The following is a 26,488-nucleotide window of genomic DNA, read 5'->3' on the forward strand; positions in this document are numbered from 1 at the left end:
TTAACAAGCACTTAGAACAACTGTTTAAAAAACTACAAGTCGACAATCGAACCTCGGCGGCGATGGCGATTCAGTGCCTGCAAAAGCGTCTAGGGAATTCCGCTTAATATCGACAGCGAAAAGCCGGATGCCGTTCAGGATTCCACCAACAAAAAAGGCGCCAGTTAAGGCGCCTTAGCTATATCGATTACTATTATTAGCTGGCTGTATTTAATTCGCTTTCGATACATCCCGGTCATAACTCAGACGCTTGGCCGCATCTAAGGTTAACAGCTGCATAAACGCACGAACTTCTGAATCACTACCTACAGGAGCTCCACCACCAGCACCGCCACCAAATACCGTGCTAGGCACTTGCCGTTTAGCAAAAGCGCTCGCCCAGAGTTTCTGAATTTCTATCTCTGCATCCAATTTTTGCGCTAGGGCGTTATCCGCCTGCATAACAACTTTCTTCTGATAGGCTTCGGCCTCTGCAAGCGTACGACGAGTTTCCGCTTCGAATTTCGCTTTGCCCAAATTAATTTCTGCAGTTTCGCGAGCGATACTCGCCTGAGCCTTTAATTTTTCTGCACCGGTAATCGCTAGCTGCTTGTCGGTTTCCGCTTCGGTGGTTTTTTGAATTTGCTCGACCTTAGCCTTAGCTTGGCGCTCGGCAACTTCACGCTCGCCTCGAGCTATTGCCAACAAACGCTGCTCTTCTTCTTGCACACGCTGTTCACGTGCAATGGCGCGATCTGCAGAGGCCTTTTGCTTTAACTGCATGCGCTCAATAAATTTTTGGTTCGGGCGCATATCGGTAACCAGGGCAGACACCACGGTGATTCCAAAATCTAAAAAGCGCTGCGATTTTCGCTTTGGTTGACCCGTATCGTCTAATACTTTTTGGACAATAAAAACGGTTTTCGAATCCTCGCCATACTCTTCCTGCTCCGTTCCCAAGGACGCATTGGCAGACGACGTTGCTGCGCGTCCGCTCCTCACCGTTACCTCATTGCGTTTTACCAAATAAATACCACGGCCCATTTGATTTTCGAATTCCGAGTTAAACTCGGTACGGCCACCGGCATAGTATTCTTCTGCGGCCATAAGCGAAGCATTTGCTTGAAGTGTTTCTTTAAAGGCTGGCATCAAAGCTGTACGCAGTAGATTCTCTGGGGTGCGATATTCATGTGCTAAGCGTAAAAATGATTCGGTATCCGAAGGTATCGAAAACCGAACCGTAGCCTCGGCATGAGCGTCTACTTGATCTAAAAACATAATACTCATAGGCGGTAAGCTTGCCGACGTATTTTCGGAATCGGCCTCAGCGCGAATTCCACTGACGTTACCGTCGCCCAAGGCTTGCACTGTCATTGCGCGTTTCCACGCGTTGTAGCGGCCCATAGGGTAGAACTTATAACCCACTTCGGTTACCACCTCTTCGCTGCCAAACACGGTACGCACATGGTAAATATACCCAGGCTCCGCGTAGAAAAACGCTTTAGAAAACAAAAACACGAGCGCTGCACCAACAGCAATGGAAAGAACCGCTAACAATACCGCTCGAGGCGGCAACTTATTTATACCTGTATCCGACATAAAAAATCCTTATTTAGTATTGGTTATTCGTAGCTTTTAATATTGTTTTTTTGTCCCGCAAGGGTCCGACCTAATTAACTCGTTTACTTGGTAACGCGCAGGCGATTATTAATGTCTCGGCTTTTACAGATGAGATCATCGCCAATCGAATGCTCGGCAATACCCGCCTCAGCAGTGTCTTGCTTTGCCAGACGATCGTAAAGTACAACATTTACGGTAGCCGCCAGATTTAAACAGTTGACCGTAGGTATATACACAACATCATCGGCCGCATCGACAAGTTGCTGAGAAATACTGCCATCTTCTGGACCAAAGATATAAATGGCCCTATCTGGATGCTGATACTCGGTTAGAGACGTTGCACCCTCGACTAATTCTACACACACAATCTTTACATTCTCGGGGAGATCGGCCAAAAGGTTATCCCGAGGTTCAAGTGGAATTGATAAACTTTGCTGATGCGTATCGGTATGGAAACGTGCTGCGCGACCATAGCGACTACCGGTATAGAACACCGCATCAGCCTGAAAGCAACCGGCCGCACGCATTACCGAGCCGACATTGCTTGGGCTTTTTGGATTACATAAACCGATATAGGTACAAGAGTTAATCATAATATCGCGCCGGATATTTACACGTTTTTTCGGAGGTTAAAGGTCTATCTGAACGTTATAGCCCTTTAGTTGTTCGATAACTTCTGGTACATCTACGCAGGTAATTTCGGCGTACGCATTACGCTCTTTCTTGTGTTTGATGCGACTGATACTTTTAACAAAACGATGCAGGTCTAGGGAGCTTTTCAAGGTTAGCCCTGGCACTCGTACCGACTTTCCGGCTTCGCTTTTCGCGACCATTGTGAAATAAGACGAATTGCAGTGTTTTGTCGTACCGTTTTGAATATTTTCAGCTTCCACCCGAATACCGACAACCATAGAGGTATTGCCAACGTAATTGATAGAGGCCTTCAAGGTTACCAACTCGCCTACTTCGACAGGGCTAAGAAAATCAACTGTATCCACCGATGCGGTAACGCAGTAGTGGCCAGAGTGCTTAGACGCGCAAGCGAATGCCACCTGATCAAGCAGTGACAAAATATAGCCCCCGTGAATTTTACCGCTGAAATTTGTATTGGATGGCAGCATTAACTGCGAGATAACAACCTGAGATTGCTCAACACTTTTATAGGATTTAACCATGATATGGACTACCCGCGCAGCGGCTAATCGGACGGGCATTCACCATGTCCAACGCCGAACTATCAATTTATCGATGGATAATGATAACGCTAGTCCGATAGTTTTTCACTTAAAAGGGCCTGCAGACTGGAAAATTGTGCGGCGAAGGCATTATCTTCTAACATTTCCACTAACTTTGTCGCCGGCACTGGAAGGCTAAAAATATAGCCTTGAATGATATCGCACTTATATTGCTTTAAGAGTCCGAGCTGCTCGGTGGACTCTACCCCCTCCGCAATCACGGTAATACCGATCTTTTTGGCCATACCAATCACGTACTCGACTATATAGTTACTAATATCATTACCTGGAATTCCATCAACAAAGGATTTGTCTATTTTTAGTTTCGCCACCGGCAACTTTAGAATCATAGACAAGGATGAATAGCCTGTTCCGTAATCATCTACGCTAAACACAATACCGGTTTTTTCCAAATCACTAATTACAACCCTGAAGTTATCCATATCTTCGACGTAGGCTGTTTCAGTGATTTCGAATTCAAGCTGCTCTCCTTTGCAGAGTGTTTCGGCCAATATTCGCTGTACATCTCGGGCAAAGTCCTTATCAATCAACTGCAACACTGACACGTTCACCGCGATTCGTCCGGGGTTAACTCCGTGACTTTGCCATTCAACTTTTTGTCGCGCAGCTTCACGTAATACCCAAATACCCAGCTCGCCAATCAAGCCATACTCCTCTGCTTGCGGCAGAAAAAAGTACGGGGTTAATAGGCCTTTTTCCGGGTGATTCCAGCGAATCAACGCCTCACAGCCGTCCATTTTTTGCGTACGTAAATTAACTTTTGGCTGGTAGTAAAGTTCAAATTCATTGTTTGAAAGTGCTCGGTTAATATCCGCGGTAAAGCGAGCCCGCTCCAGCGCCGAGGTGTTATAGACCTCTGAATAATAGTAAATATGATTTTTGCCATATTTTTTTGCTTCTAACATTGCCTCGTCGGCACACTGCAGGAGGGTTTCAGAGGATTCTGTGTCGTTCGGGTAGAGCGCAATACCAATCGTGACCGTATTGCTAAATTTGTGATTATTTAGCGTTAGGGGTGTTCGCGCCGCTAATCGAATACGCTCCGCAAGGGCACCGGTTTCTTCGACAATAGTAGTGCGGGAATTTAGAGGGAAGATATAGATTAAAGCAAAGGCATTGGCTCCAATACGGGCCAGCGGCCTTTCCAAACCTGCCGCACTGGCCAACAAATTGGCCATTCGCTGCAAGGTCTCATCACCAGTTTTTTGGCCGAACGAGTCGTTAATTTTTTTAAAGTTATCTATATCAATCAACAGTAATGCAACTTGCTGCTTAGCGCCCTGCGCCTGCTCTAGCGTGTCTTTTAACTTGTCTCTAAATCTATATCGATTCGGCAAACCTGTTAGCAGGTCGTAATGTGCCTGTTGAAATAGCTTTTCTTCCCAGTTGCAATTAGCTAAGGCAACGTTTACGTGGTCGGAAAATGACGATGCGATACCCGCTACATAATCTTCAGGCAGAGAATTAAACACCGCTATAAGAATCGCTTTCGGTTTTTCATTTTGCCAAAGTACATTGGTGTAAATGTAATCCGCTTCACTACTAAACGGGAATGTTTCTCGATTTATTGCCGTATCCGATATTTTTCGGATGCTTTGCGGGTGATGCAGCTGATAGAGATCATAATTATTGATAGTAATTACACCGCCAGATATTTCGCAGCCTTCGCTAAAACTATAGAAATCATTTGGGTTAGATAGGTCATCAGAACTGACGAAAAAGCATAGTCTTTTCGCGTGTAAAAGCTCCACACCTTCGACCAGAACAACACGTACAACATCTTCTATTTTGAGTTTTTCCAAAATCAGCCTATCAATAGCCGCTAATGAACGCATTGCAAAAATATAGTTGTGTAACCGCAACGACATACCATTAAACGTGTTGCCAAGTGCTTCGAATTCATCACCGCTGCTAATATCGACGAGATGACCAAACCGATTCTGATTTATTTGCTCTATACCCTTACGCAACGCGAAAATTGGCGCCGTCGTACGCCTAATCACATAGGTACTAATAAGTGCAGCCAAGAGTATTGCCAGTATTGTTGTGTACCGAATTGAGGTTTTAAATTGCTGCGCATCGGTTACGCTATCAGCACCGGTGGAAAACGCACTAATTTTCCAATCGCCTGCGGCATATCGCGCATCGAGGTAGAGGCTCCATACGGCCGCGCCCTCTCCCTCTACAAGTTTGTGAGTCGAGGTAAGATGTAGGTCAAGGTCATCACGGGTCTCAAACAGTAAGCCTCCGTCACTACCCCGCACAGAATATTTTATTCTTGGGTCGTAGTTATCTAAGTGGCGCCACATATATTCGCTGCTTAACTGAAAGCTTACTAACATTTTTCCGTCGACCTGCAGTGGTCGATACACAAAATAAAGCGTGGGCTCTTTTCCATTGCTAACAATAAGGGCCGGCGTTCGGACATTCGACAAATGCTGGTAAAAGTTCTCTGCCACTGTGGAATTAAGCTGAAAATGTCTTGCCGTATCGTCGCTATTAATTAGACGTACAGCCGCTATCTCATCCGAGGTGAATTTATCCAGCGCTGCGGCGGAGATCTCTTTACTATCACCCTGCAGTAGCATGCTCCGCAGATGCGCGGTATGTAGCTCTAAGAAGCTAAGTCGTTCGAATAAAATCAGACCAAAGTTTTTCGCCGTTTGACGCAGCTCTTGCTGTTGTTTTTTTGTGTAGAGTTGCTCAATTTGACGGCTGCCAAGAAAGGAAAATACGATTATTGGAATTAGGGAGCTGAGGATGAACAGTAGTAAAGTACGACGCGCTAATTTGGAACTCAGCAAGTTATACCGCGCAGCCTTATTCATGAGGTGATTTTATTCATCAGTAGTCTTGTGCCAAGCCTATATAGCCACCATTATTCGCACGAACAATGTCGTCATGGCTTTTTTTTGCGGTTAGTGGCGCTACGCTCGCGCCGTCTTTGCCACGGCTATAGAGGTCGTAATCGGTGTTGATTGGTACGAGGTTTCTATCTTTTCGCAACTGCCCGTTTCCGGTAACAGTACTTATATTGAGATAAACGTAAGTATTACCCCACGGGTCGAGCCTCGTCACTCCAACATCATTTAGAGACAGCGGGTAGGAGAGCGTTTTCGACAGGTAGCGTGCAATTTTGTGGTCGATAGCGGCAATGTCAGCCATCGCCATCTTTATCTCAGCACGCTCAACATAGCTGCGATAGGACGGCACCGCGATGGCGGTTAGAACAGCGACTATTAATAGGCTTAACATCAGCTCGATTAGATTAAAGCCTGCGGCGGCCCCTAGCCCTCGGCGAGACCGAGCTTTATAACTAATATCACACACCGATACCACTACCTCCCGACACCACGGCCTGACACAATGTAGGCATTAATAGATTAGTCGCCAAACCAGCGCTTCGCCAGCTTTCGAGCTGGTTTACTCAATACACAAAGCCCACCATCGCGAAAGCGGGCTACAATCCCTCCTTGCGCACGCACGAACACGAATAGTATTGAAACGACTAGATCTGATACGAATAGAACCAACTTAATAATAAGGGTAACTCTGCCATGAACACGTCACTTATATCTCTCCGCCTAAGGCAGTCCGCCATCTCGATCATTATCGGAGTTGGCTGCTGCACTACAGCCCTTGCCAACAGCCTAAAAGAGGCCTACCAAGGCGCGTTCTATATAGGCACTGCGATTAATTACGACATTATTATCGGAGCAGATAAACCAAGCCAACAAATCGTTCTGGATCAGTTCAACTCTATTACGATCGAAAATGCCATGAAAGCGGCACCGATCAATCCAGAACCGGGGGTATACAACTTCGGTCCGGCCGACGCCTTCGTTGAGTTCGGCAAGGCTCACGGGATGTTTACCGTTGGCCACACTCTCATTTGGCACAACCAAACACCAAGCTGGTTTTTTCACGATAAGCATGGCAAACCCAATACCCCCGCCGCGCAAATGGATCGCCTGCAACAACACATTAAAACCGTCGCAGGACGCTATGCGGGCAAGGTAGACGCATGGGATGTGGTGAACGAAGTCATTGCCGACGATGGCAGATATCGTCCGACCACATGGGTTGAAGGTATTGGCGACGGCGACGAGCTGGTGAAAGCCGCTTTTAAATACGCCGCGCAATACGCCCCGAATACCGAGTTGTATTACAACGACTTTAATGCTTGGCGGCCCGCAAAACGCGACGGTATCGTGCGTCTGGTTAAGATGCTGCAAGCTGAAGGAATTCGTATCGATGGCATAGGAATTCAGGGGCACTGGGGTCTAAATTACCCAAAAACCGAGTATATAGAAGCCGCTATTGACGCTTTTGCCGCGCTCGGGGTGAAAGTCATGATTACCGAGCTGGATATAGACGTACTGCCGCTCACTCGCGAGGGACAGATTATTGGTACAGGTATGCTCCACCCGCAGTATCAACTAGAAGAGTTTAAAACCTATCTCGACCCCTACGCCGACGGCCTTCCCGCCAATGTTCAGCAACAACTCAGCGATCGTTACGCCGAGCTGTTTAAGCTTTTTTACCAGCGCCGCGACAAAATTGATCGGGTAACATTTTGGGGGGTCGACGATAGTATGTCGTGGAAAAACGACTACCCCATCGCCAATCGCACCAATTACCCACTGCTTTATAATCGCAACAAAACGCCAAAACCTGCGGTAAAGGCCATCTTAGATGTGGTAACCAAACCTTAAGAGATAAAAACAGCGCATCACCAAAAGCTAGCGATACACCGCCAAGGGAAAGAATTCGCTAATTTGAATAAAGGGTTGATGCGCCATCACAATGCGGTAAGTGCGCCATAGCGAATCGCTAGCCGCTAAGCTTTCGCCGCCATTACCCTCGCCGATGGCGACAATTTCTCGGTAAGTTTCCAACCCACATTCACGCAGCAACTCGCCAATGCCCATCACTCCTGCGTCAAGATCGGTACGCAATTGCTGGGATAGCTGTTCGGTACAAATCAGTGACGTGGCCATCGCATAACAGGTACCCGTTTTTTTGCCCATTAGCTTTACACTGCGACGCAATACCCGGTCGCCGACGCGCCGCTCAATCACCGGTGCATCCGCGCTGAGGGTTTGATAAGACTGGCCGCAATTGATCACCGCTACTGGCTCCCAAAAGTAGGATTCCAAACTCTTGGTTACCGTGCCATCGGTACTTAACAGCACCCGCAGGAACGCGGGCACAGTTTCCAGCGGAAACGGGCTGCGGTCATCATCGGCATCAAGGTAGCCGCTCGAGGTAAAAAGTCGTGTCATATCGAGTAAAACCTTAGCTTTGTGGTCGCTGGTGATGTGGTAACGGTATAGCGAACGCCAGCACGGCCGGCAAAAGTAAAAATGGTGCCACATAGGCTCAAATGGAGCGAAATATCCGCTGATTTCCGTGGCGTCAATCGGTATAATCCGCCCGCTAGCCGAGGGCCCCGAGCTGTTTGTCCGACCACACTCACCGCCTCGCGCAAGCATCGCCATTAACGATTAAGGGGAATGCTTTGGAACTCAATACCGCCTCCACCGAACAATTGCAACAGTGGGAACAATCTCTGGCCGCAGACTACGACGCAATTAAGTCGCAGAAGCTGAATCTAGACCTAACCCGCGGCAAGCCATCTACAGAACAGTTGGCGCTCGCCGACGCTCTGGACGGAATTCTGGCTGGCAACTATATCACCACCGACGGCGTAGATACACGCAACTACGGCGGCTTGGACGGCATTACCGAAGCCCGCGCAATTGGCGCGCAAATGTTAAAAACGCCTATCGAAAACGTAATGGCCGGCGGTAACAGCAGCTTAACGCTAATGCACCAAGCTATGTCGATTGCCCACTTCTTTGGTCTAGAAGGGCCAGATTCCGCCTGGAGCAAAGAGGGCAAGGTAAAGTTTATTTGCCCCGTACCCGGCTACGACCGCCACTTTTCCGTATGCCAACACCTCGGCATCGATATGGTAACCGTGCCAATGACCTCAACCGGCCCAGATATGGACGAAGTTGAGCGACTCGTGAAAAATGACAGCTCAATCAAAGGCATGTGGTGTGTACCCAAGTACTCCAACCCCACTGGCGTAGTTTACAGTGACGAAACCGTTACTCGCATTGCTGGCCTTGGAAAAATCGCAGCCGATAATTTTAGAGTCTTCTGGGATAACGCGTACGGCATTCACGACCTTTCCGACAACCCAGTTGAGCTGGCTAGTATTTACGACGCCTGTGCCACTGCAGGAACGGAAAACTCCGTGCTGCAGTTTGCCTCTACGTCGAAAATCACCCACGCAGGTGCCGGAGTAGCATTCTTCGCGGCAAGCGCAGTGAACTTAACAGGAATGAAGAAATCTCTGAGCTTTATGACCATTGGCCCAGACAAGGTCAACCAATTACGTCACGCTCGCCTGTTTGCGGCCGAGGGTTCATTGCTCGAACATATGAGCAAACACGCAGCAATTATCAAGCCGCGTTTTGCATCGGTTTTAGCGCACTTGGAAGAGGCTTTTGGCGGCAACGATTTGGGCCGTTGGGAATCTGCAGATGGTGGTTACTTTATTTCGTTTGATGCCCGCGCCGGTCTCGCAGCGGAAATCGTAAAACTGGCCGGAGAAGCTGGCGTTAAGCTCACCCCAGCCGGAGCGACCTTTCCCTACGGTAGCGATCCACTCGATTCCAATATTCGTATTGCACCCACTGTTCCCAGCGTAGAGCAAGTTGATGCAGCTATGAAGGTGTTCATTTGCTGCGTAAAATTAGCGTCTGTTCGCCAAGCGTTAGCCGTACGCTAAATACCATAACATCGCGGTATTTTATTGGACTGTTTTTTACAGCCATAAAATACCGCGTTTTTTTATCGCCAGATATTATTCGTCCTCAGCAGCATCCTTATTCGCTCCAGAGTCTTCCTCGTCGCGCATATAGACTTTATAGTTCTCCGCGTAGTCCTCCATGTTTTCTTCCAGTAATCGTTGGAATTCCTCACTGAATTGACGAATAGCCTCTGGCGTGTCGGCAATAAAGTCCTTGCGCGTTTCCGAGTGGCTTGCCAATACAAAAGTTGTATAGCGTGCCGCCGCGTAAAGCATGGCAGAATTCACCAAGCCCGGCTCACTGGTTTCCATCGCGTTGTTGGACACGTCTATTACGTTATCCACCACATCCCAAAATTGTTCGTCTTCTGGAGTTAAGTCCGCCATAATTTTTACCTTTATTCTCGAATTAGCCATAACGCATGTTTTTTATCGCGGCGATTATAGCAGTATGTTTGGTTCAGAGCTTGAACAAACGCCGTAGCTCAACGGCTAGATTCTGTACGCCAGCTAATCGCCGGTAAAACAGCAGCAGTAAAATATGTGGCTAGCGTAAAAAGGGGAAACACCGAGAGATTAGATAGACGTTAAGAGTCAACCGAAGGGTCGCCAAACTTGGCGAGGTTGTCACCCACCCAACTAATAAATTCATATTCGGGCATAGGCCTAGCAAAATAGAAGCCCTGAAATATTTCACAGCCCATTTCGCAAAGTTGCCGATGTTGCTCGGCCGTTTCTACACCCTCCGCAATCACCGCCAAGTTCATATGCCCACCAATAGATAGCATCGAATGCACTAGCGCCGCCGTTTGTGAACTACCGAGATCATCGACAAAGGCACGATCAATTTTAAACGCATCAAGCGGCAAATCTTTTAGGTAAGCCAAGGAAGAGTAGCCCGTCCCAAAATCATCCAGTGCGACAGAAATACCGAAGTCACGCAACTGTTTTAACTTCTTTTTAGTTGCGGTTATATCCCGAAGAATGGCGGTTTCTGTTACTTCCACCGACAGCCTTGAAACATCGATATTATTAAGCCGTAACGCGGCTAAGGTTTTCGGTATGAAATCAGGCCGAGCAAATTGCCACGCCGACACATTAATTGACACATCGCCAATATTACCAAAGCCTGCCATTTGCCAAACGTTTAAACGCTCGGCAATGGTGGAAACCACCCAATCACCAATCAAGTGAATTAAACCCGTCTCTTCGGCCACAGGAATAAACGTTGCTGGCGAAATAAACCCATGCACTGGATGCCGCCAACGAATTAGCGCTTCTGCGCCACAAATCCTGCCAACTGCATTCACTTTTGGCTGGTAATAAAGTTCTAGTTGATTTTTCTCAAGAGCTATTCGTAAGCCCTTTTCAACTTCCAACCTTTCGTCTACACGAGTTTGCAGCTCGGCATCGTATATTTCAAAGCGGTTACGACCTTCTTGCTTCGCCTTAAATAAGGCCGAATCTCCATGCCGCATAATGTCGGTTTCAGTACTCGCCTGATCCGGTATTTTCAACACGCCAACACTCGTGCCCAGCGACACCACTCGGTCACCCAACTCAAGCGGCTTGCTGAGCAACTCAATAATTTTTCCTGCTGTAATTAACAAGCCTTGATCAACCGCCGCCTGAGTAACAAATCGTTGCACTACTACAAACTCATCGCCACCTAATCGCGCAACGAAAAAATCGGCCGGCAGTGCAGACTTCAAACGATTGCCAATATGACGAAGAACACTATCGCCGACATCGTGTCCAAGTGCCTCATTAATCGTTTTAAAATGGTCGATATCGAGAAAAAAAGCGGCGGCATATACATTAGTTGAAGCGCACTCGGTAACCAATTGCATCAAGTGCTCATGAAGCATTGCACGATTCGGCAGGCCGGTAATAAAATCTTCAAACGCCATTCGGCGCACGCGTTTCTCAGCCTCTAGCCTCTGAATTTCAGATCCAGCACGATCGGCAATAATATCGAGAATTGGGCTTAACTCATCTACCTGAGCAAACGAGGCGCTATCTAGAACAGCGATAAAACCGGTAATTTCACCCTGATCGTTTTGTAAACGCGCGCCAACACAAGAGTCAAGATTGTAGTATTGAACGGAGCGATCCCTTGGCACGAGCTGTTTAATTCCATTATTGGCTACCGCAGATTCGCTGCTGACAATAAATTCACCCACCGAACCTTCGAGTGGTGCCGAAAAATTTTCTCGAATCTCGCCGCCAATACAAAATGATGTTGTGGTGTAGCTCGCAATCGTTTTATCGGGATTAATTTGCGCGATCATGACAAAACTCGCATCGTACAAAATCGCCAACTGACGAGTGAGCTCATCGAAGAAAACAAAATTACTCGACGCCGACACCCCCGAAGCCACCGACTTGAGAGAGGCTTCAATCAAATACTGGCGGGTAACGTCCTCGGTGATAATGGCTACGCCGTTACTTTTTAAATCTGCGCCAATAATGGGAAACAGAGTCACACTCAACCACTTACTCCGCATACTGGCATTTAGGTGTATCGGCTCAACCTCTAGCAATCGCACCAACGGCGCTTTGTTTTCCAATACCCGCTGAAATTCGCTCTCTAGCCCTAAACGACGCCAGGGCTCGTAGTCGAACAACAACTGTCCCGGCACAATATCACTGCGCCAAAGATCGCGACTGGTTCGATTACGCTGAATTAAGCGACCGCTTTTATCTAACAAATGAATACAGTGAGGTGACTGCTCCACAACTTGCGACAGGCGTTCTTGATCGGATTTTAAATCCTGAAAAATGGATCGTTCAATATTTAATTGACTGCGCTGAACACCATAATTAGTCACGATCGCATTAACATCAAAGCCCATGTTGACGGCCATCAGTAACGCCATCAAAACAAAACTAAAGCCGACAATTTTAAACGAGGTTATATAGCCAAGCTCTTCGCCAATACCGTAAGAAATGGTAAACAGCTGCAACAGCGTGTAAATCATAAAGAAATAGAACTTTCTGGTTTCCACAGTGTTGCGCAGGGACCAACCGCGCCAGCTAGTCCATACAGCCAGAACTAACCCTAAACAATTCAGGTTCATCGAGGCTAAGCCGTGCTCGCCTCGCACGCGATACAGAATTTCACCCCAAGGCATTTCCATTGCGAGGAACGACACTTCTCCTGTGTAGCGCAACGAAACCGGTGAAATAAGATCTATAAAAATCAACGCCGCTGAATTGAGACTGGCGAAAAGTGTCCAGCGCTGCACATTTGGGTCGGCGGTATAGAGCCCAATAAAGGCGAACATCGCGGGGATAGCGCCACATAAAAAGAAGGTTTGCCAATGTAAAATTGCCGTGTGGGAATCAAAGCTACCGGTGCTATACGCCATAGCGGAGGTAATTTGATAACCGCCAGCAAAAAAACACGCCGCAGCAAATGCGGCAAGTAAGCGGCGGGAGAAGCCGGCAATTCCGAGAAATAGCCCTTGCACCCCAATAAAGAAGATAAAGCCACTTGAAATGTAAAATAACGGGATGGCAATAGACATGCAGAGCTTTGGCCGCAACTTATCGGAGTATATTTGATATCGACAGCACCGCTAAGGATGTGAAGTGGTCACTTAACGGTGGCTAAGGTGTACTGCCGAAGGCTTAAAACGCGTAATTCATTTTAAGTGTAGCAGCGCACCTATGTTTAGGAAGGTTTCTGCTGGAGAAATTTTATTAACAAGCGCTGTGTTAGCGAAGGCTTTTCTGCATGCAGCCAATGACCGGTGTCGGCAACGATTTTAACCCCTGCAGCGGGAAACCTTGAGCGCATATCGGCTTCGTGCTCGGCGCGAATGTAGCTAGAGTTTTCACCCTTAAGGAATAGCACTGGGCCGGGGAACATAGCGTCCACCCGATTAGCCTGCAACATCGCGCCATAATCTCGCTGTAACACAGCAAAATTCATGCGCCATGCAAACTGCTGATCTTGGCGAACGAGATTCTTCAACAGAAAGCTGCGTACCGCTGGCTCTGGAACATAGCGAAGCAGGAGTAAATCAGCATCACTGCGACTGCCCAAACTCGCCGAATCGAGGCTGCTCAAACCGGCAAACACATCACCGTGAGACGGCGGGTAGGCAACTGGGGCAATATCGATAACCACAAGGGAAACAACCGATTCAGGGTAAGTAAGTGCCAACTCCATAGCGACTTTACCACCCAAAGAATGACCAACAAGAATGGCTTTATTCAGCCCTTTTGCGTCCATCCAATCTTTAACTTGCTGTGCCATAAGTGGCAACGAGGTACGCTCGGTATGTGGCGAGCGCCCGTGATTGGGCAGATCTACGGCGTAGACCTGGTACTGTTCGGCGAGCGCGCGACTGAGCAACCCCAGATTTTCGAGTGAGCCGAACAACCCATGGAGCAGCACTAGCGGCTGGCCTTGGCCCGTAGACTTATAGTTAAGTTCAAGAAAAGCAGGAGTCGACATGAAATAAACAAACCATCAAAGCCGTGCGCATGCTCGGCAAGGTGTAATGTTTTAGCGCTGGGCCAAGGATTTAACTCGCTATAGAGATATGCTCTGACATCCCGATAACACTAACCGTCAGAGTTAGGCGCTGGTACTGGGTAAGGGAATTGAGCAATCTTGTCGCCTCCCTTAACATCGCTCACCTTAACGGCACCTTCTTTTTCAACCTCATCGATACGAACAATACTGTGCATCGGCAAGTAGGAGCGCTTAACACCCGCAAACTCGGTTTTTAGCTTCTCTTCTGCTGGGTCGACCACCAACTGAGCGCGCTCGCCAAATACAAACTCTTCAATCTCGATAAACCCGTACATTTCGCTCTGATAGATTGCGCGGGCATAGATCTCATAAACTTGATTGCGATTGTAGAAGACGACTCTGTATACGGGCTTAAGCGACATAGTACTCATACCAAAAAACTGTAGCTGGAAAGGGTAACACAATATGGGTTTAAACCCTCGAAAAACAAGGTTTCCAAATCGTTTTGTTTCGGCCGGTTACTGGCTTCGCTGCGGCGTCTCACCTATAATGCGCGCTCGAATTTTGAACACCCCTGAGATTAGTAGCAATGTCTGATGTAATCGCCTCCGATGCAACCAGTACCAACGCCGCCAACACGGTGAAGGGTCCTACCAAAAAACTGTTTATCCAAACTCATGGCTGCCAGATGAATGAGTACGATTCGGCGCGCATGCAAGACCTACTCGGGGCCTCACACCAGATGGAACCGACAGACAACCCAGAAGAAGCCGACGTGCTACTGGTAAACACCTGCTCGATTCGCGAAAAAGCACAGGACAAGCTGTTCCATCAGCTCGGCCGCTGGAAGAACCTAAAAGCAAAGAACCCAAACTTGGTGATTGGCGTGGGCGGCTGTGTTGCCAGCCAAGAAGGCGAGGCCATTGCCAAACGAGCACCCTTTGTAGATTTAATCTTTGGCCCGCAAACCCTACACCGCCTGCCGGAGATGATGGAAACCAAGCGCGACAATGGCGCAGTCGTCGTTGACATCAGCTTTCCGGAAATCGAAAAGTTCGACAACCTCCCCAAGCCCGAAGCCGATGGCGCTACTGCGTTTGTCTCGGTTATGGAAGGCTGCTCTAAGTACTGTACCTTCTGCGTAGTGCCCTACACCCGTGGCGAAGAAGTTAGCCGCCCCGCTGCTGACGTATTGGCGGAGGTGACACATCTCGCCAGTCAAGGTGTGCGCGAAGTTAACCTACTCGGCCAAAATGTTAACGCCTTCCGCGGCGCTAGCCCCGATGGCGAGGTTGATTTAGCCGAGCTCATTACCATGGTCGCAGCCATAGACGGCATTGACCGTATTCGCTTTACCACTTCGCACCCAGTCGAATTTACAGATAGCCTTATTCAGGTGTATGCCGAAGTTCCCGAGCTTGTCAGCCATTTACACCTTCCCGTACAGAGCGGCTCCGACCGCATCCTGATGGCCATGAAACGCGGTCACACAGCACTGGAATACAAGTCCAAGCTGCGCCGTCTTCGTGAAGTCCGCCCCGACATCTGCTTTTCATCCGATTTTATTATCGGCTTCCCCGGCGAAACGGAAGCAGACTTCGAAGCCACAATGAAGCTAATCCACGATATTGGCTTTGATATGTCGTTTAGTTTCATCTACAGCCCTCGCCCTGGCACGCCAGCCGCAGACTTAAAAGACGACACGCCCGCACAGCTGAAGAAAGAACGCCTGAGCCTTCTACAACAGCGCATTAATCAGCAGTCGCAGGCCATTAGCCGACAAATGGTTGGCAATACCGAACGTGTGCTCGTCTCCGGCTACAGCAAAAAAGACCCCGGCCAACTGTCTGGTCGCACCGAGAACAACCGTGTCGTCAATTTCCGTTGCGACCAACCAGAACTGATCGGTAAATTCGCTGACATCCTCATTGAAGAAGCGCTCCCCAACTCGTTGCGCGGTGTACTGCTTGGGTCCGAACTCGATTAAACCCAATGCATGCCCAAATCAACTCCACAGACGAAAGCCCGCAACATGCCAATATCCGCTTAGTTGCGGCGGTACCCGTGCCATAATCATGCCGAATCCACGTCCTTCGTCACGCCCATCAACCGGCTCATTTCTGGCCTTTTCCACTTCCCCGTGAAGTCGTATTGGGTTAGTCTTGCTGGAACACTCAAGCAGAGGTTACAAAGCCCATTTTGAACACTCAAATTTCGGAGTCTTCGGATACGTCCGAGGCGTGCAGTTTCGCGCTGGAACCCAACGATTCACGCCGTCTGGCCAACCTCAACGGCCAGTTTGACGGCCACCTCAAACAGATAGAAAAACGTCTCAATGTAGAAATTCGCTGCCGCGGCAATGAGTTCACTGTTAGCGGCAAGTTGCGCACAGAGGCTTCCGATCTTCTAAGGCAGCTCTATGAACAAACCAACACTGGTGACGAACTGACACCCGACCAAGTTCATCTCGCAATTCAGGAGTCCCATATGGATGTAGCCCCCGTATCAGATGTCCAAAAAGCGATCGATCACGTTTCAATCATTCGCACCAAAAAGTGCACCGTAAAACCACGCGGTGGCAACCAACAGCAATACGTTGCCAAGGTACGAGTTAACGATATTATTTTTGGTATTGGCCCCGCCGGTACCGGTAAAACCTACCTCGCCGTGGCCTGTGCTGTAGAGGCGCTGCTGCAAGATGAGGTAGAACGTATTTTATTGGTTCGACCCGCAGTAGAAGCCGGTGAAAAACTTGGTTTTCTACCGGGCGACCTCTCCCAAAAGGTAGACCCTTATCTACGCCCACTCTACGATGCCCTATACGAAATGCTGGGCTTTGAAACTGTTGCCAAATTTATTGAGCGCAATGTCATTGAAGTTGCGCCGCTTGCCTACATGCGCGGCCGCACCCTTAACAATGCTTTCGTAATCTTGGATGAAAGCCAAAACACTACACGCGAACAAATGAAAATGTTCCTGACCCGTATAGGCTTCGGCTCTACTGCCGTAATTACCGGTGACCCAACCCAAGTCGATTTGCCGCGCGGCCAAGCCTCGGGCTTGCGTCATGCAATGGCAATACTTGAGGGAGTCGAAGGTATCGGTTTCACGCATTTCGAAGCCAAAGACGTCGTGCGCCACCCGATCGTACAGCGCATCGTAGAAGCCTACGCCGCTTACGAATTGACGACTCCAACCGCTCACAACACATAACGATTGCACTATGGCAGGCTTAGAGCTCGACCTAGACGTGGCAACGGCATTTGCCGGGGTGCCAAGTGAAGCGGATTTTCGACGCTGGGCCGAGGCCTGCTTGAATCCAGCCGAGTACAACCCAAACTTAGATAACCCGCAGCTAGCCGAGCCATCGCTCAGCATCCGCGTTGTGGATGAAGCCGAAAGCCGCGAGCTAAATGGCCAATACCGGGGTAAAGATTACCCCACAAATGTGCTTTCGTTTCCCTGCGAATTGCCGGACGACGTCGATATCGAGCTGCTCGGCGACCTGGTGATCTGTGCTGAGGTGGTTGATCGAGAAGCGGATGAACAGAATAAGCCCGTCGAGGCTCACTGGGCCCACATGACCGTGCATGGTTGTTTGCACTTGCTAGGTTACGATCACCAGGACGATGACGAAGCAGAGCAAATGGAACAGCTCGAAACAAAAATACTCGCGGCGCTGGGTTATCCAGCGCCTTACCAACAATAACGTTTAAACACTTTTAGACAACCTCGTACAGGAGCCTACCGCAATCATGTCGGACGACCCCACGAGTAGTCAGCCGAGCAACGGCGACTCTCCTAAATCACGATCTTGGTTAGATCGTATGTTGAACGGTTTTTCAAACGAGCCCAAGTCTCGCGAAGAACTACTGGATATCATTAAAGGCGCCGCCGAAAATAAGGTGGTAGACCAAGAAGCCCTCAGCATTATTGAAGGCGCTCTCGATGTCGCCAACTTACAAGTGCGGGAAATTATGATTCCCCGCTCGCAAATGGTCTTGATTAAAGATTCCGAAACGCCCGCTGATTTTCTCCCCAAAGTTATCGAATCCGGTCACTCGCGCTTCCCCGTTATTGGCGAAAGCAGCGACGACGTTAAAGGCATTCTTCTCGCCAAAGATCTGCTCCACCTGATTCTGCAAGGCCAAGAGAATTTCGATTGGAATACCGTTCTACGCACTGCCAATATTATTCCCGAGAGCAAAAGACTTAACATTCTTCTGAAAGAGTTCCGTGAAAAACGTTATCACATGGCACTGGTAATCGACGAGTACGGCGGGATTTCCGGACTGGTAACGATCGAAGATATTCTCGAAGAAATTGTTGGCGAGATCGAAGACGAAACCGACGAAGAAGATGAAGATTTTATTCGTCGTGTATCAGAAACCGACTATATTCTAAAAGCGCTTACACCAATCGAAGATTTCAACGATTTCTTCCACACGCAGTTTAGCGACGTTGAGTTCGACACCATTGGCGGTTTAATTACACAGGCGTTTGGTCATATGCCAAGCCGCAATGAGACCGTCGACATGGAAAAGTTTACCTTCCGAGTACTCTATTCTGACAGCCGCCAAATTCACTTGGTGCGCGCAACACTTAAAAGCGACACCCCCCCCGCAAACGAGAGCTAATTGGTAATGCACATAAAGCGCTTAACCAGCGGTTGGCTCGGCAGCCTAATTTGTTTGCTTGCGGGTGCGGTAATTCCGCTCTCATTTGCGCCCTTTAATTTCTGGCCAGCAGGGATTTTAGCGCCGCCGATATTAGCGCTTCTACTCATAGACCAACCTCGCGGCCGCAGTTGGCTGCGCAGCTTACTGTTCGGCTTCGGCCTATTCGGTGCGGGCGCATCTTGGGTTTATATCAGTATTCACGATTTTGGTCGCACGCCTATCTGGTTAGCGCTGATTATGACCGGCCTGTTCGTTGGCTTTCTCGCACTGGTATTTTCCCTTCCCTTTTACCTATTCCGGCGCTGGTTTACACCTGATAAGACGACAATTTTAATTGGCTTTCCAGCCGTTTGGGTGCTGGGTGAATGGCTTCGCAGTTGGTTGTTAACGGGCTTTCCTTGGCTCTATAGCGGCTACGCACATATCGACACATGGCTCGCAGGATGGGCACCTATATTCGGTGTCTACGGCCTAAGTCTATTCGTCGTTACAACGGGCTGCGGTATCGTTTGGCTTGGCCTGCAGCTTCGTGGTAAAGCAAACCAAAGTAACCACACCAATATCGCGCCGCCCACTAGGCTACAGTTTGCAATACCCGCCGCACTGTTAGTTGTCATTTGGGGCGGGGGCGCACTGCTAGAAAAAATTGAGTGGACGCACTTTAACGACGATGACAAAGTCGAGATCGCCATCATACAGCCGAATATTCCGCTGGAAGTTAAGTGGAACCCCTTTTACCGCACCCATATTCTCGACACCCTGTTAGCCCTTAGTGAACCGCATTGGGATGCCGATTTAATTTTGTGGCCAGAAGCCGCGATTCCATTAATGTACTCAGAGGCCGACGAGTTTTTGGCCGAAGTTGAAACCCTAGCGGCGCACCACAACACCGCATTGATTAGCGGTATTATTTTTGATGACCGCGAACAACTGAAGTATTTCAACAGCATCCTTGGCCTGGGTGCTGCAAGTCAGATTTACTTCAAACAGAGACTCGTGCCCTTTGGCGAATATGTACCGCTGGAAAAATACCTGCGCGGCCTGATCGAGTTTTTCGATTTACCAAATTCGATTATCCACCCGGGGCCGCGCAATCAGCATAATTTACAAACCGCTGATTACGCCGTTGCCCCCTACATTTGCTACGAGGTGGTGTACCCAGATTTAGTGGCGGCCAATCTCGACAGCGCTGAGTTGATGCTCACTATTAGTAACGATGCATGGTTTGGCGATTCTATTGGCCCTTTGCAGCACTTCCAAATGGCACAAATGCGCGCACTAGAAAATGGCCGCTACATGATTCGCGGAACCAATACCGGGCTAAGCGGTATTATTTCCAACAAGGGCAAGATCGAAACTAGCGGCAGTCAGTTCGTACAAGAAGCGGTTATCGGTACGGCCTACCGTACTCACGGCAGCACCCCGTTCAGTAAAATTCGCTCTTATCCAACCGTTATTTTTTGCTTTGCTATACTGCTGGCCTTAATCTTACGGCGCAGCTGGCAATAACGGCTTAGACGTAGCTTCAAGGATTCTAACGCTGGTTAGCGCGGATATTATTTAAACCTACCCAAGCCTCCAACACCTTGTAGCGAAGAACAATAGCTGCAAATATGCCACTTTCACACACGATAGGGTGTCGCCTCAATGGATTATCTACTCGATTTATTTGTAAAGCATTGGTTACCCCTAACGGTCACCCTAATGTTCGTGTTTGTCGGGCTGAATTTGGCCAAGCGGCTGCTCTTTAATTCACAAAAATTCCCCTCAAACGAGCATCTTTTTCCACGCCAACTATTAATGCTGGCACTAATGCTGGCGGCCATAATCGCTATAGTCGTGTCGCTGCCACTGCCTAGCGAAACTCAATCCGAAATTCTAAAACTTATTGGCCTCTTACTTTCCGGTATATTGGCCTTTGCCTCTACCTCGGTTTTTACTAATTTAGCAGCGGGCGCAATGATGCGCTTTACCCACCCCTTTCGCACCGGCGATTTCGTGCGTATCGATCAATACTTTGGCCGTATAACCGAGCGCGGCCTATTTGATTGCGAAATTCAAACAGAGACTCGCGAACTTATATCTTTGCCCAACGCCTGGCTTATCGGTCGACCGATATCAACCGCGCGCAGTTCCGGCACTATTGTTTCAGTAAACCTTTCACTGGGTTACGACATACACCATTCCACCATTGAAGATTTACTAAAAAAAGCCGCGATTGATTCCGGTCTTGAAGACCCCTTCGTTCACATTCAAGAACTAGGCGACTACTCGGTTACTTATAAAGTAAATGGATTACTAAAAGACGTTAAGAATTTGCTCACTGCGCGATCCAAACTCTATACCAGCGTACTCGACTTTCTGCACAATAATGATGTGGAAATAGTCTCACCAGCGTTTATGAATCAGCGCAGGCTAGCCGATGGGCAGCGCATATTGCCGCAGGCTGCCCAACCTAAACAAGCGTCAAAACGCGAGCCAAAACAAGCCCTTGCGGAAGATATCGTATTTGATAAAGCGGAGAATGCTGCGCAAATAGAAAAACGTAAGGAAGAGCTCATCGCCCAACGCGAAGAACTGGAGAAACAACTCGACGAAGCCGATAAAGAATTAAAACCCGCCCTACAAGAACACATCAATATGTTAGCCGAACAAATTACCCTGCTCGAACAGACACCGCAGGAAAAAGAATAGGCCTGAGAGGCACTTGAAAGATATCTGAGAGAAACCTCGCAAGCCTACAACTCGGTTACAACTCCGTCGTGTTTCCACCATCTAGCTTAGTTATAATCGCCGCCAACCACACACAACAGTCGCTCTCGGATTATTTTATGCCTACAGGATGCAACACCCCACGGAAGCTCAGTAAACGCCTAAGCATCGCCGTTATTTGCCTTTTTGTTCTCAACGGTTGCGCCACAAAACTTGCTTACAACTTCTTGGACTGGGGAATGAGCTGGTACGTTGAGCGCTATGTGACACTCAGCAACGAACAACAGCGATACGTAAAGGCCGAGCTAGACAATTTCCACACGTGGCATCGTGAGACACAGCTGGCTCAATACGCACTCTATATTGAGGGCCTTCAAGTTCGCCTCGACGCACGCAATTTCACCCCGCAAATGGTGCACGACGAAACCGATAGAATTCAGGTATTCCTAGATATTGCACTCGCGCGCTTAGTCCCCTTTGCGGTGGAGCTGATTGCTAGCTTTAGCGATGAACAGGTTGCAGAGGTGATGGAAAATCTCGCCAAGAAACGTGAAGAATATAAACACGACTTTATTGACGTTAGCGCTAAAAAACTATTTAAAGCTCGCCGCGCCGAAATTAATAGCTATCTAAAAATGGGCATTCCACGCTTCAACGCGACCCAAACAGCCCGACTTAAGTCGTGGAGTGAAACACTCGTTCCATTTGAAAAGTTAACCCTCAAACAGCAACAACTGTGGGCCGACGAACTACATCAGGCCATGCTCGCGCGCAAAGACAAAGCCAAGCTTCGCGCAACTTTAGAGCGATTAATGTTTGTCCACACCGACCATTGGGACAAAGAGCTGGAAAGCATCACCGACGAAAATCAAGATATGACCTATACAATGCTCAGTGATTTACTCAACAGTCAGACCGATGCCCAGCGCAAGCAAACCCATAAAAAGCTAGAGCAATACATTAAAGATTTTCGCAGCCTAGCGCTCGCCAAAGTCGACAAGAAGTAATCCTAAGCGGCACGCTATCAATATTAGCTAGATCGCTGGATCTCGGCGATAGGCGCGGTTTTTAACCACAGCTCCATATCGTCTTCATGCCAGCGCCGCAACAGTGTTAAACCATCGTTTACCACTGCCCAGTAAACATCGACAATCTCAGTTGCCAGCTTAAAAAATTGCTGGCTGGAGGTGCTAATCTCCGTCCCCGACAAAACATCCTGATCAACCGTGTTCAACAAATATAAGAGCTTCAACTCAAGGTTTTTTAACTCGCTAAACGACACCAAGTCGCCACCTAAAAAGCCGCTAATTCGCTCCGCTTGGTGCCGCAATTTATAACTCTGCTCGCGAGCATAGGTCAGCAGGTAGCGCAGTTTACGATCGTTGTAGAAATCAACACTGCCAATCGACGCAGCGTACACCGACAAACCGCGCACTTTCGCGATTTGCTCGATCATGTCGGGCAGCTGACGAGCCACAAAATTTAACAGCTCCATCTGCTTAAACATTTTCGGGTGAGCAATACCTGCGTCACTTTGCTGCGAACTAATATCAACCAACTCTGGCGCTAGCGGCTGCTCTAACTGCCTCGCCAACGACGCCAGCATATGACGCAACTGATCAATGAAGTGCGAGTGCAGCTCAAAATTATCGCTGACATTGTCATCCTGCCAATTTTGGCGAATCGTCGCCCAAGCTAGATGCAGATTGCCTTTGTCTTTCTCTGACAGTAAACCGCCGGTACTCTCGGCAAAGTACTCCAAGGTTGCGAGGCGCTTGGCCAGCTGCATTTGCAGCTGATCAAAATCCGGCTGAAAACTAACATCGCCGCCAATTAAACCCATGCTAATACCGCGATGCTTTTGCACCACTTTTATTAGCTGATTAATTTGATTGATTAGCGTAAACAGCTGCTCGCGCTGACGGAACGCATCACAAAAAGCCTTGAACGACGCATCGCCAAGCACCCTCTGAGTCGCCTCTTCGCCAGCCGCCAAAGACTTACTATTATCGTTCGCTGAATCGATTGGAATTACCCCTGCTATCTGCATGACCAAGCCATACCCCAAACACTTTCGAAAAATATGTGTATTACAGAGCAACCGCCATACCAGATAAGCAGAAAATGCGCTTTTTTTGTACCAAATGCTCGCAACACACCAACATTCGGGGCATTTCTCTCCCGAAAACAAGATCACCGCGACCCCAAACGGCCGCTAGAGCCTCAGCATTTGCACCAATCTTGTGCTCTTAACAAAGTGGACGACCGATATAGTGCCAAATCAACCGCTTGCACCGAGTCGCGTTTATGCCTTTACTTACTTTCGAGCGACTCAGGGCCTATAATGTGCGACCCTGAAATCCAGATGGATTCCACTCCAAATTAATCAAACCACTGCAGGCTTTACCTCACCCCATGAACGAACATTATCAACCGTCCGAGATCGAACAGAGCGCCCAAACCTTCTGGGAAACTAACCAGTGTTTTGAGGTTACCGAAGACCCGAACAAAGATAAGTTCTACTGCTTGGCGATGTTCCCCTACCCAAGCGGTCGCCTACACATGGGGCATGTGCGCAACTACACCATTTCCGATGTGATCGCGCGCTTCCAACGCATGCAGGGGAAGAATGTTCTGCACCCGATGGGTTGGGATGCGTTTGGCCTGCCTGCAGAAAATGCCGCGATTAAAAACAACACCGCACCGGCAGCCTGGACCTATTCCAATACCGACTACATGCGCAAGCAATTGAAGGAGTTGGGCTTTGGCTTTGACTGGTCGCGCGAAGTCACCACCTGCAAATCCGACTACTACCGTTGGGAGCAGTGGTTTTTCACCCGCCTCTATGAAAAGGGCTTAGCCTATAAGAAGGTTTCTGCCGTTAACTGGTGTCCAAACGACCAAACCGTTCTGGCTAACGAGCAGGTTGTCGATGGCTGCTGCTGGCGCTGTGATACCCCCGTAGAACGCAAAGAAATCCCGCAGTGGTTTATTCGCATCACCGACTACGCCGAAGAGCTACTCAACGATTTAGATAAGTTGCCGAACTGGCCTGAACAGGTCAAAACCATGCAGCGCAACTGGATTGGTAAAAGCCGTGGTGTGGAAATGCGTTTTGACCTTGCTGCCACAGTTGATGAACACACCGGTTTCGACGTTTACACCACCCGTCCCGATACACTTATGGGGGTTACCTATGTGAGCCTCGCCGCCGAGCACCCGATTGCTCATGCGCTGGCCGCCAACAACCCCGCCGTTGCCGATTTTATTCAAGAGTGCAAAGTGCAATCGGTTGCCGAAGCCGATATGGCCAACATGGAAAAGAAAGGGATTGATACCGGTATTAAAGCCCTGCACCCCATTACCGGCGAAGAAGTCTCAGTGTGGGTCGCCAACTATGTACTTATGGATTATGGATCCGGCGCGGTTATGGCTGTGCCAGCTCACGACCAACGCGACTGGGAATTTGCAAAAAAATATAGCCTGTCGATCAATCAGGTTATTGCGCCCACAGCAGGCGAAGCGGTCGACCTTAAGAACGCAGCCTTTACCGAAAAGGGCGTATTGGTTAATTCAGGTGAATTCGACGGTCTCGACTTTAACGCCGCCTTCGAAGCCATATCGCAAACCTTAATCGCCGCCAGTAAAGGCCGCGTTACCACCAACTATCGCCTGCGCGACTGGGGTGTTTCTCGGCAGCGCTACTGGGGTGCGCCAATCCCCATTTACAACCTTGCCAACGGTGGTGAAATTCCCGTACCCGCTCACAAGCTTCCTATATTACTGCCCGAAGACGTGATCATGGACGGCGTACAGTCGCCGATTAAAGCCGACCCCGAATGGCGTAAAGATGAACTCGACGGTGAAGCGGTTGAACGCGAAACCGATACCTTCGATACCTTTATGGAATCGTCTTGGTACTACGCGCGCTATGCCGCGCCCAGTGCCGATGGCATGCTCGACCCAGACAAAGCCAACTACTGGCTACCGGTCGACCAATATGTTGGCGGTATAGAACACGCAATTTTGCACCTGTTATACGCGCGCTTTTTTCACAAGCTAATGCGCGACGAAGGGCTACTTAGCTGCGACGAACCTTTTGAACGCCTACTCTGTCAGGGCATGGTGCTAAAAGACGGCACTAAAATGTCCAAATCAAAAGGTAACACTGTCGACCCAGAAGAACTGATCAACAAATATGGTGCCGACACGGTACGTTTGTTCTCCATGTTCGCCGCACCGCCAGAACAATCCTTAGAGTGGACCGAATCCGGTGTAGACGGCGCCTTCCGCTTCTTGAAAAAACTCTGGAAAGCAGTGTCCACACACTTAGAAGCAGGCACTCCTGCGCCGCTGAATGCCGAAGCGCTCGACGACACTCTGCAAGCACTGCGTCGTAAAACCCATGAAACCATTCAGAAAGTGAGCGACGATTTTGGCCGCCGGCAAACCTTTAACACGGCAATTGCCGCGGTTATGGAGTTGCTAAACGACGTTAGTCGCAACGGCGATCGCACTAGCCCGCTAGGTTTGGCAGTTGAGCGCGAGGCACTGGAAGCCGCGGTTAAAGTTTTGGCGCCCATCGTTCCACATATTTGCCACACGCTTTGGCAAACCCTGGGGCACAACACACCGATTATTGATCAGCGTTGGCCGGAAGTAGACGAGTCGGCATTGGTTCGTTCCAGCATCACACTCGTTGGTCAGGTTAACGGCAAAGTGCGCTGTAAGCTGGAAGTTCCCGTCGATGCCGATAAAGAAACACTGGAACGCTTGACGCTTTCCGACCCGAATATTAAAAAATATATCGACGGTAAAATGATCCGCAAAATCATTGTCGTGCCCGGCAAGCTAGTAAACATTGTTGCCAATTAATTTTTTCGAGCGAGGGTGTAGGTAATGCCTCCCCTCATACATCTCTCGTCAGAATAAA

21 protein-coding genes are annotated in these 26,488 nt (G+C 48.9%); 10 read left to right on the forward strand and 11 right to left on the reverse strand.

Annotated elements, in window-relative coordinates:
• Positions 1 to 210: 210 nt before the first annotated feature.
• The 5 genes from IDZ20_RS05505 to IDZ20_RS05525 form a co-directional block, all read right to left on the reverse strand.
• Entirely contained in the window at positions 211 to 1,578 is a 1,368-nt protein-coding gene (locus tag IDZ20_RS05505; protein ID WP_188150430.1) for an SPFH domain-containing protein, read from the reverse strand.
• 83 nt (positions 1,579 to 1,661) lie between these two features.
• Positions 1,662 to 2,192 carry an RNA methyltransferase gene (locus IDZ20_RS05510; RefSeq protein WP_188150431.1) on the reverse strand — a complete coding sequence of 177 codons (531 nt, stop codon included), beginning with the start codon at positions 2,190 to 2,192 and terminating at the stop codon, positions 1,662 to 1,664.
• A gap of 36 nt (positions 2,193 to 2,228) precedes the next feature.
• The gene (locus IDZ20_RS05515; RefSeq protein ID WP_245792135.1) at positions 2,229 to 2,813 is read right to left on the reverse strand and encodes an acyl-CoA thioesterase; all 585 of its coding nucleotides are present in this window, start codon (positions 2,811 to 2,813) and stop codon (positions 2,229 to 2,231) included.
• Between the two features lie 50 nt (positions 2,814 to 2,863).
• On the reverse strand, positions 2,864 to 5,659 hold the full coding sequence (locus IDZ20_RS05520) for a sensor domain-containing phosphodiesterase (protein WP_188150432.1): 2,796 nt from the start codon (positions 5,657 to 5,659) through the stop codon (positions 2,864 to 2,866).
• 40 nt (positions 5,660 to 5,699) lie between these two features.
• Positions 5,700 to 6,185, reverse strand: a complete 486-nt coding sequence (locus IDZ20_RS05525) for a prepilin-type N-terminal cleavage/methylation domain-containing protein (protein ID WP_245792137.1) — start codon at positions 6,183 to 6,185, stop codon at positions 5,700 to 5,702.
• A 227-nt stretch (positions 6,186 to 6,412) separates the two neighbouring features.
• Here IDZ20_RS05525 and IDZ20_RS05530 point away from each other — a divergent pair, with 227 nt between their 5' ends.
• Positions 6,413 to 7,570 carry an endo-1,4-beta-xylanase gene (locus IDZ20_RS05530; RefSeq protein ID WP_188150433.1) on the forward strand — a complete coding sequence of 386 codons (1,158 nt, stop codon included), beginning with the start codon at positions 6,413 to 6,415 and terminating at the stop codon, positions 7,568 to 7,570.
• A gap of 27 nt (positions 7,571 to 7,597) precedes the next feature.
• On the opposite strand, the gene IDZ20_RS05535 is transcribed toward IDZ20_RS05530, so the two are convergent.
• Entirely contained in the window at positions 7,598 to 8,140 is a 543-nt protein-coding gene (locus tag IDZ20_RS05535; RefSeq protein WP_188150434.1) for a chorismate--pyruvate lyase family protein, read from the reverse strand.
• 236 nt (positions 8,141 to 8,376) lie between these two features.
• Between IDZ20_RS05535 and IDZ20_RS05540 the strand changes: the two genes are divergently transcribed.
• Entirely contained in the window at positions 8,377 to 9,657 is a 1,281-nt protein-coding gene (locus IDZ20_RS05540) for an aspartate aminotransferase type Ic (RefSeq protein WP_188150470.1), read from the forward strand.
• Positions 9,658 to 9,732: 75 nt separating this feature from the next.
• On the opposite strand, the gene IDZ20_RS05545 is transcribed toward IDZ20_RS05540, so the two are convergent.
• The 4 genes from IDZ20_RS05545 to IDZ20_RS05560 all read right to left on the reverse strand — a co-directional run bounded on the left by IDZ20_RS05545 (position 9,733) and on the right by IDZ20_RS05560 (position 14,586).
• Positions 9,733 to 10,065: a DUF3144 domain-containing protein gene (locus IDZ20_RS05545; RefSeq protein ID WP_188150435.1), complete on the reverse strand. Its 333-nt coding sequence runs from the start codon at positions 10,063 to 10,065 to the stop codon at positions 9,733 to 9,735.
• Between the two features lie 200 nt (positions 10,066 to 10,265).
• Positions 10,266 to 13,208, reverse strand: coding sequence for an EAL domain-containing protein (locus IDZ20_RS05550; protein WP_188150436.1), 2,943 nt, complete (start codon positions 13,206 to 13,208; stop codon positions 10,266 to 10,268).
• A 146-nt stretch (positions 13,209 to 13,354) separates the two neighbouring features.
• Positions 13,355 to 14,143 carry an alpha/beta fold hydrolase gene (locus IDZ20_RS05555; RefSeq protein WP_188150437.1) on the reverse strand — a complete coding sequence of 263 codons (789 nt, stop codon included), beginning with the start codon at positions 14,141 to 14,143 and terminating at the stop codon, positions 13,355 to 13,357.
• A gap of 110 nt (positions 14,144 to 14,253) precedes the next feature.
• A complete protein-coding gene (locus tag IDZ20_RS05560; protein ID WP_188150471.1) occupies positions 14,254 to 14,586 on the reverse strand; it encodes a DUF1820 family protein in 333 nt (110 codons plus the stop codon).
• Between the two features lie 167 nt (positions 14,587 to 14,753).
• On the opposite strand from IDZ20_RS05560, the gene miaB reads away from it, so the two are divergent.
• The 7 genes from miaB to IDZ20_RS05595 all read left to right on the forward strand — a co-directional run bounded on the left by miaB (position 14,754) and on the right by IDZ20_RS05595 (position 22,562).
• The gene (gene miaB, locus IDZ20_RS05565; RefSeq protein WP_188150438.1) at positions 14,754 to 16,151 is read left to right on the forward strand and encodes a tRNA (N6-isopentenyl adenosine(37)-C2)-methylthiotransferase MiaB; all 1,398 of its coding nucleotides are present in this window, start codon (positions 14,754 to 14,756) and stop codon (positions 16,149 to 16,151) included.
• Between the two features lie 212 nt (positions 16,152 to 16,363).
• A complete protein-coding gene (locus IDZ20_RS05570; RefSeq protein WP_245792139.1) occupies positions 16,364 to 17,377 on the forward strand; it encodes a PhoH family protein in 1,014 nt (337 codons plus the stop codon).
• Positions 17,378 to 17,387: 10 nt separating this feature from the next.
• The gene (gene ybeY, locus IDZ20_RS05575; RefSeq protein WP_188150439.1) at positions 17,388 to 17,873 is read left to right on the forward strand and encodes an rRNA maturation RNase YbeY; all 486 of its coding nucleotides are present in this window, start codon (positions 17,388 to 17,390) and stop codon (positions 17,871 to 17,873) included.
• A 46-nt stretch (positions 17,874 to 17,919) separates the two neighbouring features.
• Positions 17,920 to 18,801 (forward strand): CorC family transporter, encoded by an 882-nt coding sequence (locus IDZ20_RS05580; protein ID WP_188150440.1) that lies wholly within the window; start codon positions 17,920 to 17,922, stop codon positions 18,799 to 18,801.
• Positions 18,802 to 18,807: 6 nt separating this feature from the next.
• The gene (lnt, locus tag IDZ20_RS05585) at positions 18,808 to 20,352 is read left to right on the forward strand and encodes an apolipoprotein N-acyltransferase (protein ID WP_188150441.1); all 1,545 of its coding nucleotides are present in this window, start codon (positions 18,808 to 18,810) and stop codon (positions 20,350 to 20,352) included.
• Positions 20,353 to 20,490: 138 nt separating this feature from the next.
• On the forward strand, positions 20,491 to 21,537 hold the full coding sequence (locus IDZ20_RS05590) for a mechanosensitive ion channel domain-containing protein (protein WP_188150442.1): 1,047 nt from the start codon (positions 20,491 to 20,493) through the stop codon (positions 21,535 to 21,537).
• 137 nt (positions 21,538 to 21,674) lie between these two features.
• Positions 21,675 to 22,562 (forward strand): DUF6279 family lipoprotein, encoded by an 888-nt coding sequence (locus IDZ20_RS05595; RefSeq protein ID WP_188150443.1) that lies wholly within the window; start codon positions 21,675 to 21,677, stop codon positions 22,560 to 22,562.
• A 23-nt stretch (positions 22,563 to 22,585) separates the two neighbouring features.
• On the opposite strand, the gene IDZ20_RS05600 is transcribed toward IDZ20_RS05595, so the two are convergent.
• On the reverse strand, positions 22,586 to 23,605 hold the full coding sequence (locus tag IDZ20_RS05600) for a lytic murein transglycosylase (RefSeq protein WP_188150444.1): 1,020 nt from the start codon (positions 23,603 to 23,605) through the stop codon (positions 22,586 to 22,588).
• Between the two features lie 365 nt (positions 23,606 to 23,970).
• On the opposite strand from IDZ20_RS05600, the gene leuS reads away from it, so the two are divergent.
• Entirely contained in the window at positions 23,971 to 26,430 is a 2,460-nt protein-coding gene (gene leuS / locus IDZ20_RS05605) for a leucine--tRNA ligase (protein WP_188150445.1), read from the forward strand.
• Positions 26,431 to 26,488 lie beyond the last annotated feature (58 nt).

Source organism: Teredinibacter waterburyi (assembly GCF_001922985.1).
Taxonomy (GTDB): Bacteria; Pseudomonadota; Gammaproteobacteria; order Pseudomonadales; family Cellvibrionaceae; genus Teredinibacter; species Teredinibacter waterburyi.

Bases quoted from the DNA above. Each gene is read 5' to 3' on its own strand.
- IDZ20_RS05505 (WP_188150430.1), bottom strand. From the start codon at position 1,578: ATGTCGGATACAGGTATAAATAAGTTGCCGCCTCGAGCGGTATTGTTA.
- IDZ20_RS05510 (WP_188150431.1), bottom strand. From the start codon at position 2,192: ATGATTAACTCTTGTACCTATATCGGTTTATGTAATCCAAAAAGCCCA.
- IDZ20_RS05515 (WP_245792135.1), bottom strand. From the start codon at position 2,813: ATGCCCGTCCGATTAGCCGCTGCGCGGGTAGTCCATATCATGGTTAAA.
- IDZ20_RS05530 (WP_188150433.1), top strand. From the start codon at position 6,413: ATGAACACGTCACTTATATCTCTCCGCCTAAGGCAGTCCGCCATCTCG.
- IDZ20_RS05535 (WP_188150434.1), bottom strand. From the start codon at position 8,140: ATGACACGACTTTTTACCTCGAGCGGCTACCTTGATGCCGATGATGAC.
- IDZ20_RS05545 (WP_188150435.1), bottom strand. From the start codon at position 10,065: ATGGCGGACTTAACTCCAGAAGACGAACAATTTTGGGATGTGGTGGAT.
- IDZ20_RS05550 (WP_188150436.1), bottom strand. From the start codon at position 13,208: ATGTCTATTGCCATCCCGTTATTTTACATTTCAAGTGGCTTTATCTTC.
- IDZ20_RS05555 (WP_188150437.1), bottom strand. From the start codon at position 14,143: ATGTCGACTCCTGCTTTTCTTGAACTTAACTATAAGTCTACGGGCCAA.
- IDZ20_RS05560 (WP_188150471.1), bottom strand. From the start codon at position 14,586: ATGTCGCTTAAGCCCGTATACAGAGTCGTCTTCTACAATCGCAATCAA.
- miaB (WP_188150438.1), top strand. From the start codon at position 14,754: ATGTCTGATGTAATCGCCTCCGATGCAACCAGTACCAACGCCGCCAAC.
- ybeY (WP_188150439.1), top strand. From the start codon at position 17,388: ATGGCAGGCTTAGAGCTCGACCTAGACGTGGCAACGGCATTTGCCGGG.
- IDZ20_RS05580 (WP_188150440.1), top strand. From the start codon at position 17,920: ATGTCGGACGACCCCACGAGTAGTCAGCCGAGCAACGGCGACTCTCCT.
- lnt (WP_188150441.1), top strand. From the start codon at position 18,808: ATGCACATAAAGCGCTTAACCAGCGGTTGGCTCGGCAGCCTAATTTGT.
- IDZ20_RS05590 (WP_188150442.1), top strand. From the start codon at position 20,491: ATGGATTATCTACTCGATTTATTTGTAAAGCATTGGTTACCCCTAACG.
- IDZ20_RS05595 (WP_188150443.1), top strand. From the start codon at position 21,675: ATGCCTACAGGATGCAACACCCCACGGAAGCTCAGTAAACGCCTAAGC.
- IDZ20_RS05600 (WP_188150444.1), bottom strand. From the start codon at position 23,605: ATGCAGATAGCAGGGGTAATTCCAATCGATTCAGCGAACGATAATAGT.
- leuS (WP_188150445.1), top strand. From the start codon at position 23,971: ATGAACGAACATTATCAACCGTCCGAGATCGAACAGAGCGCCCAAACC.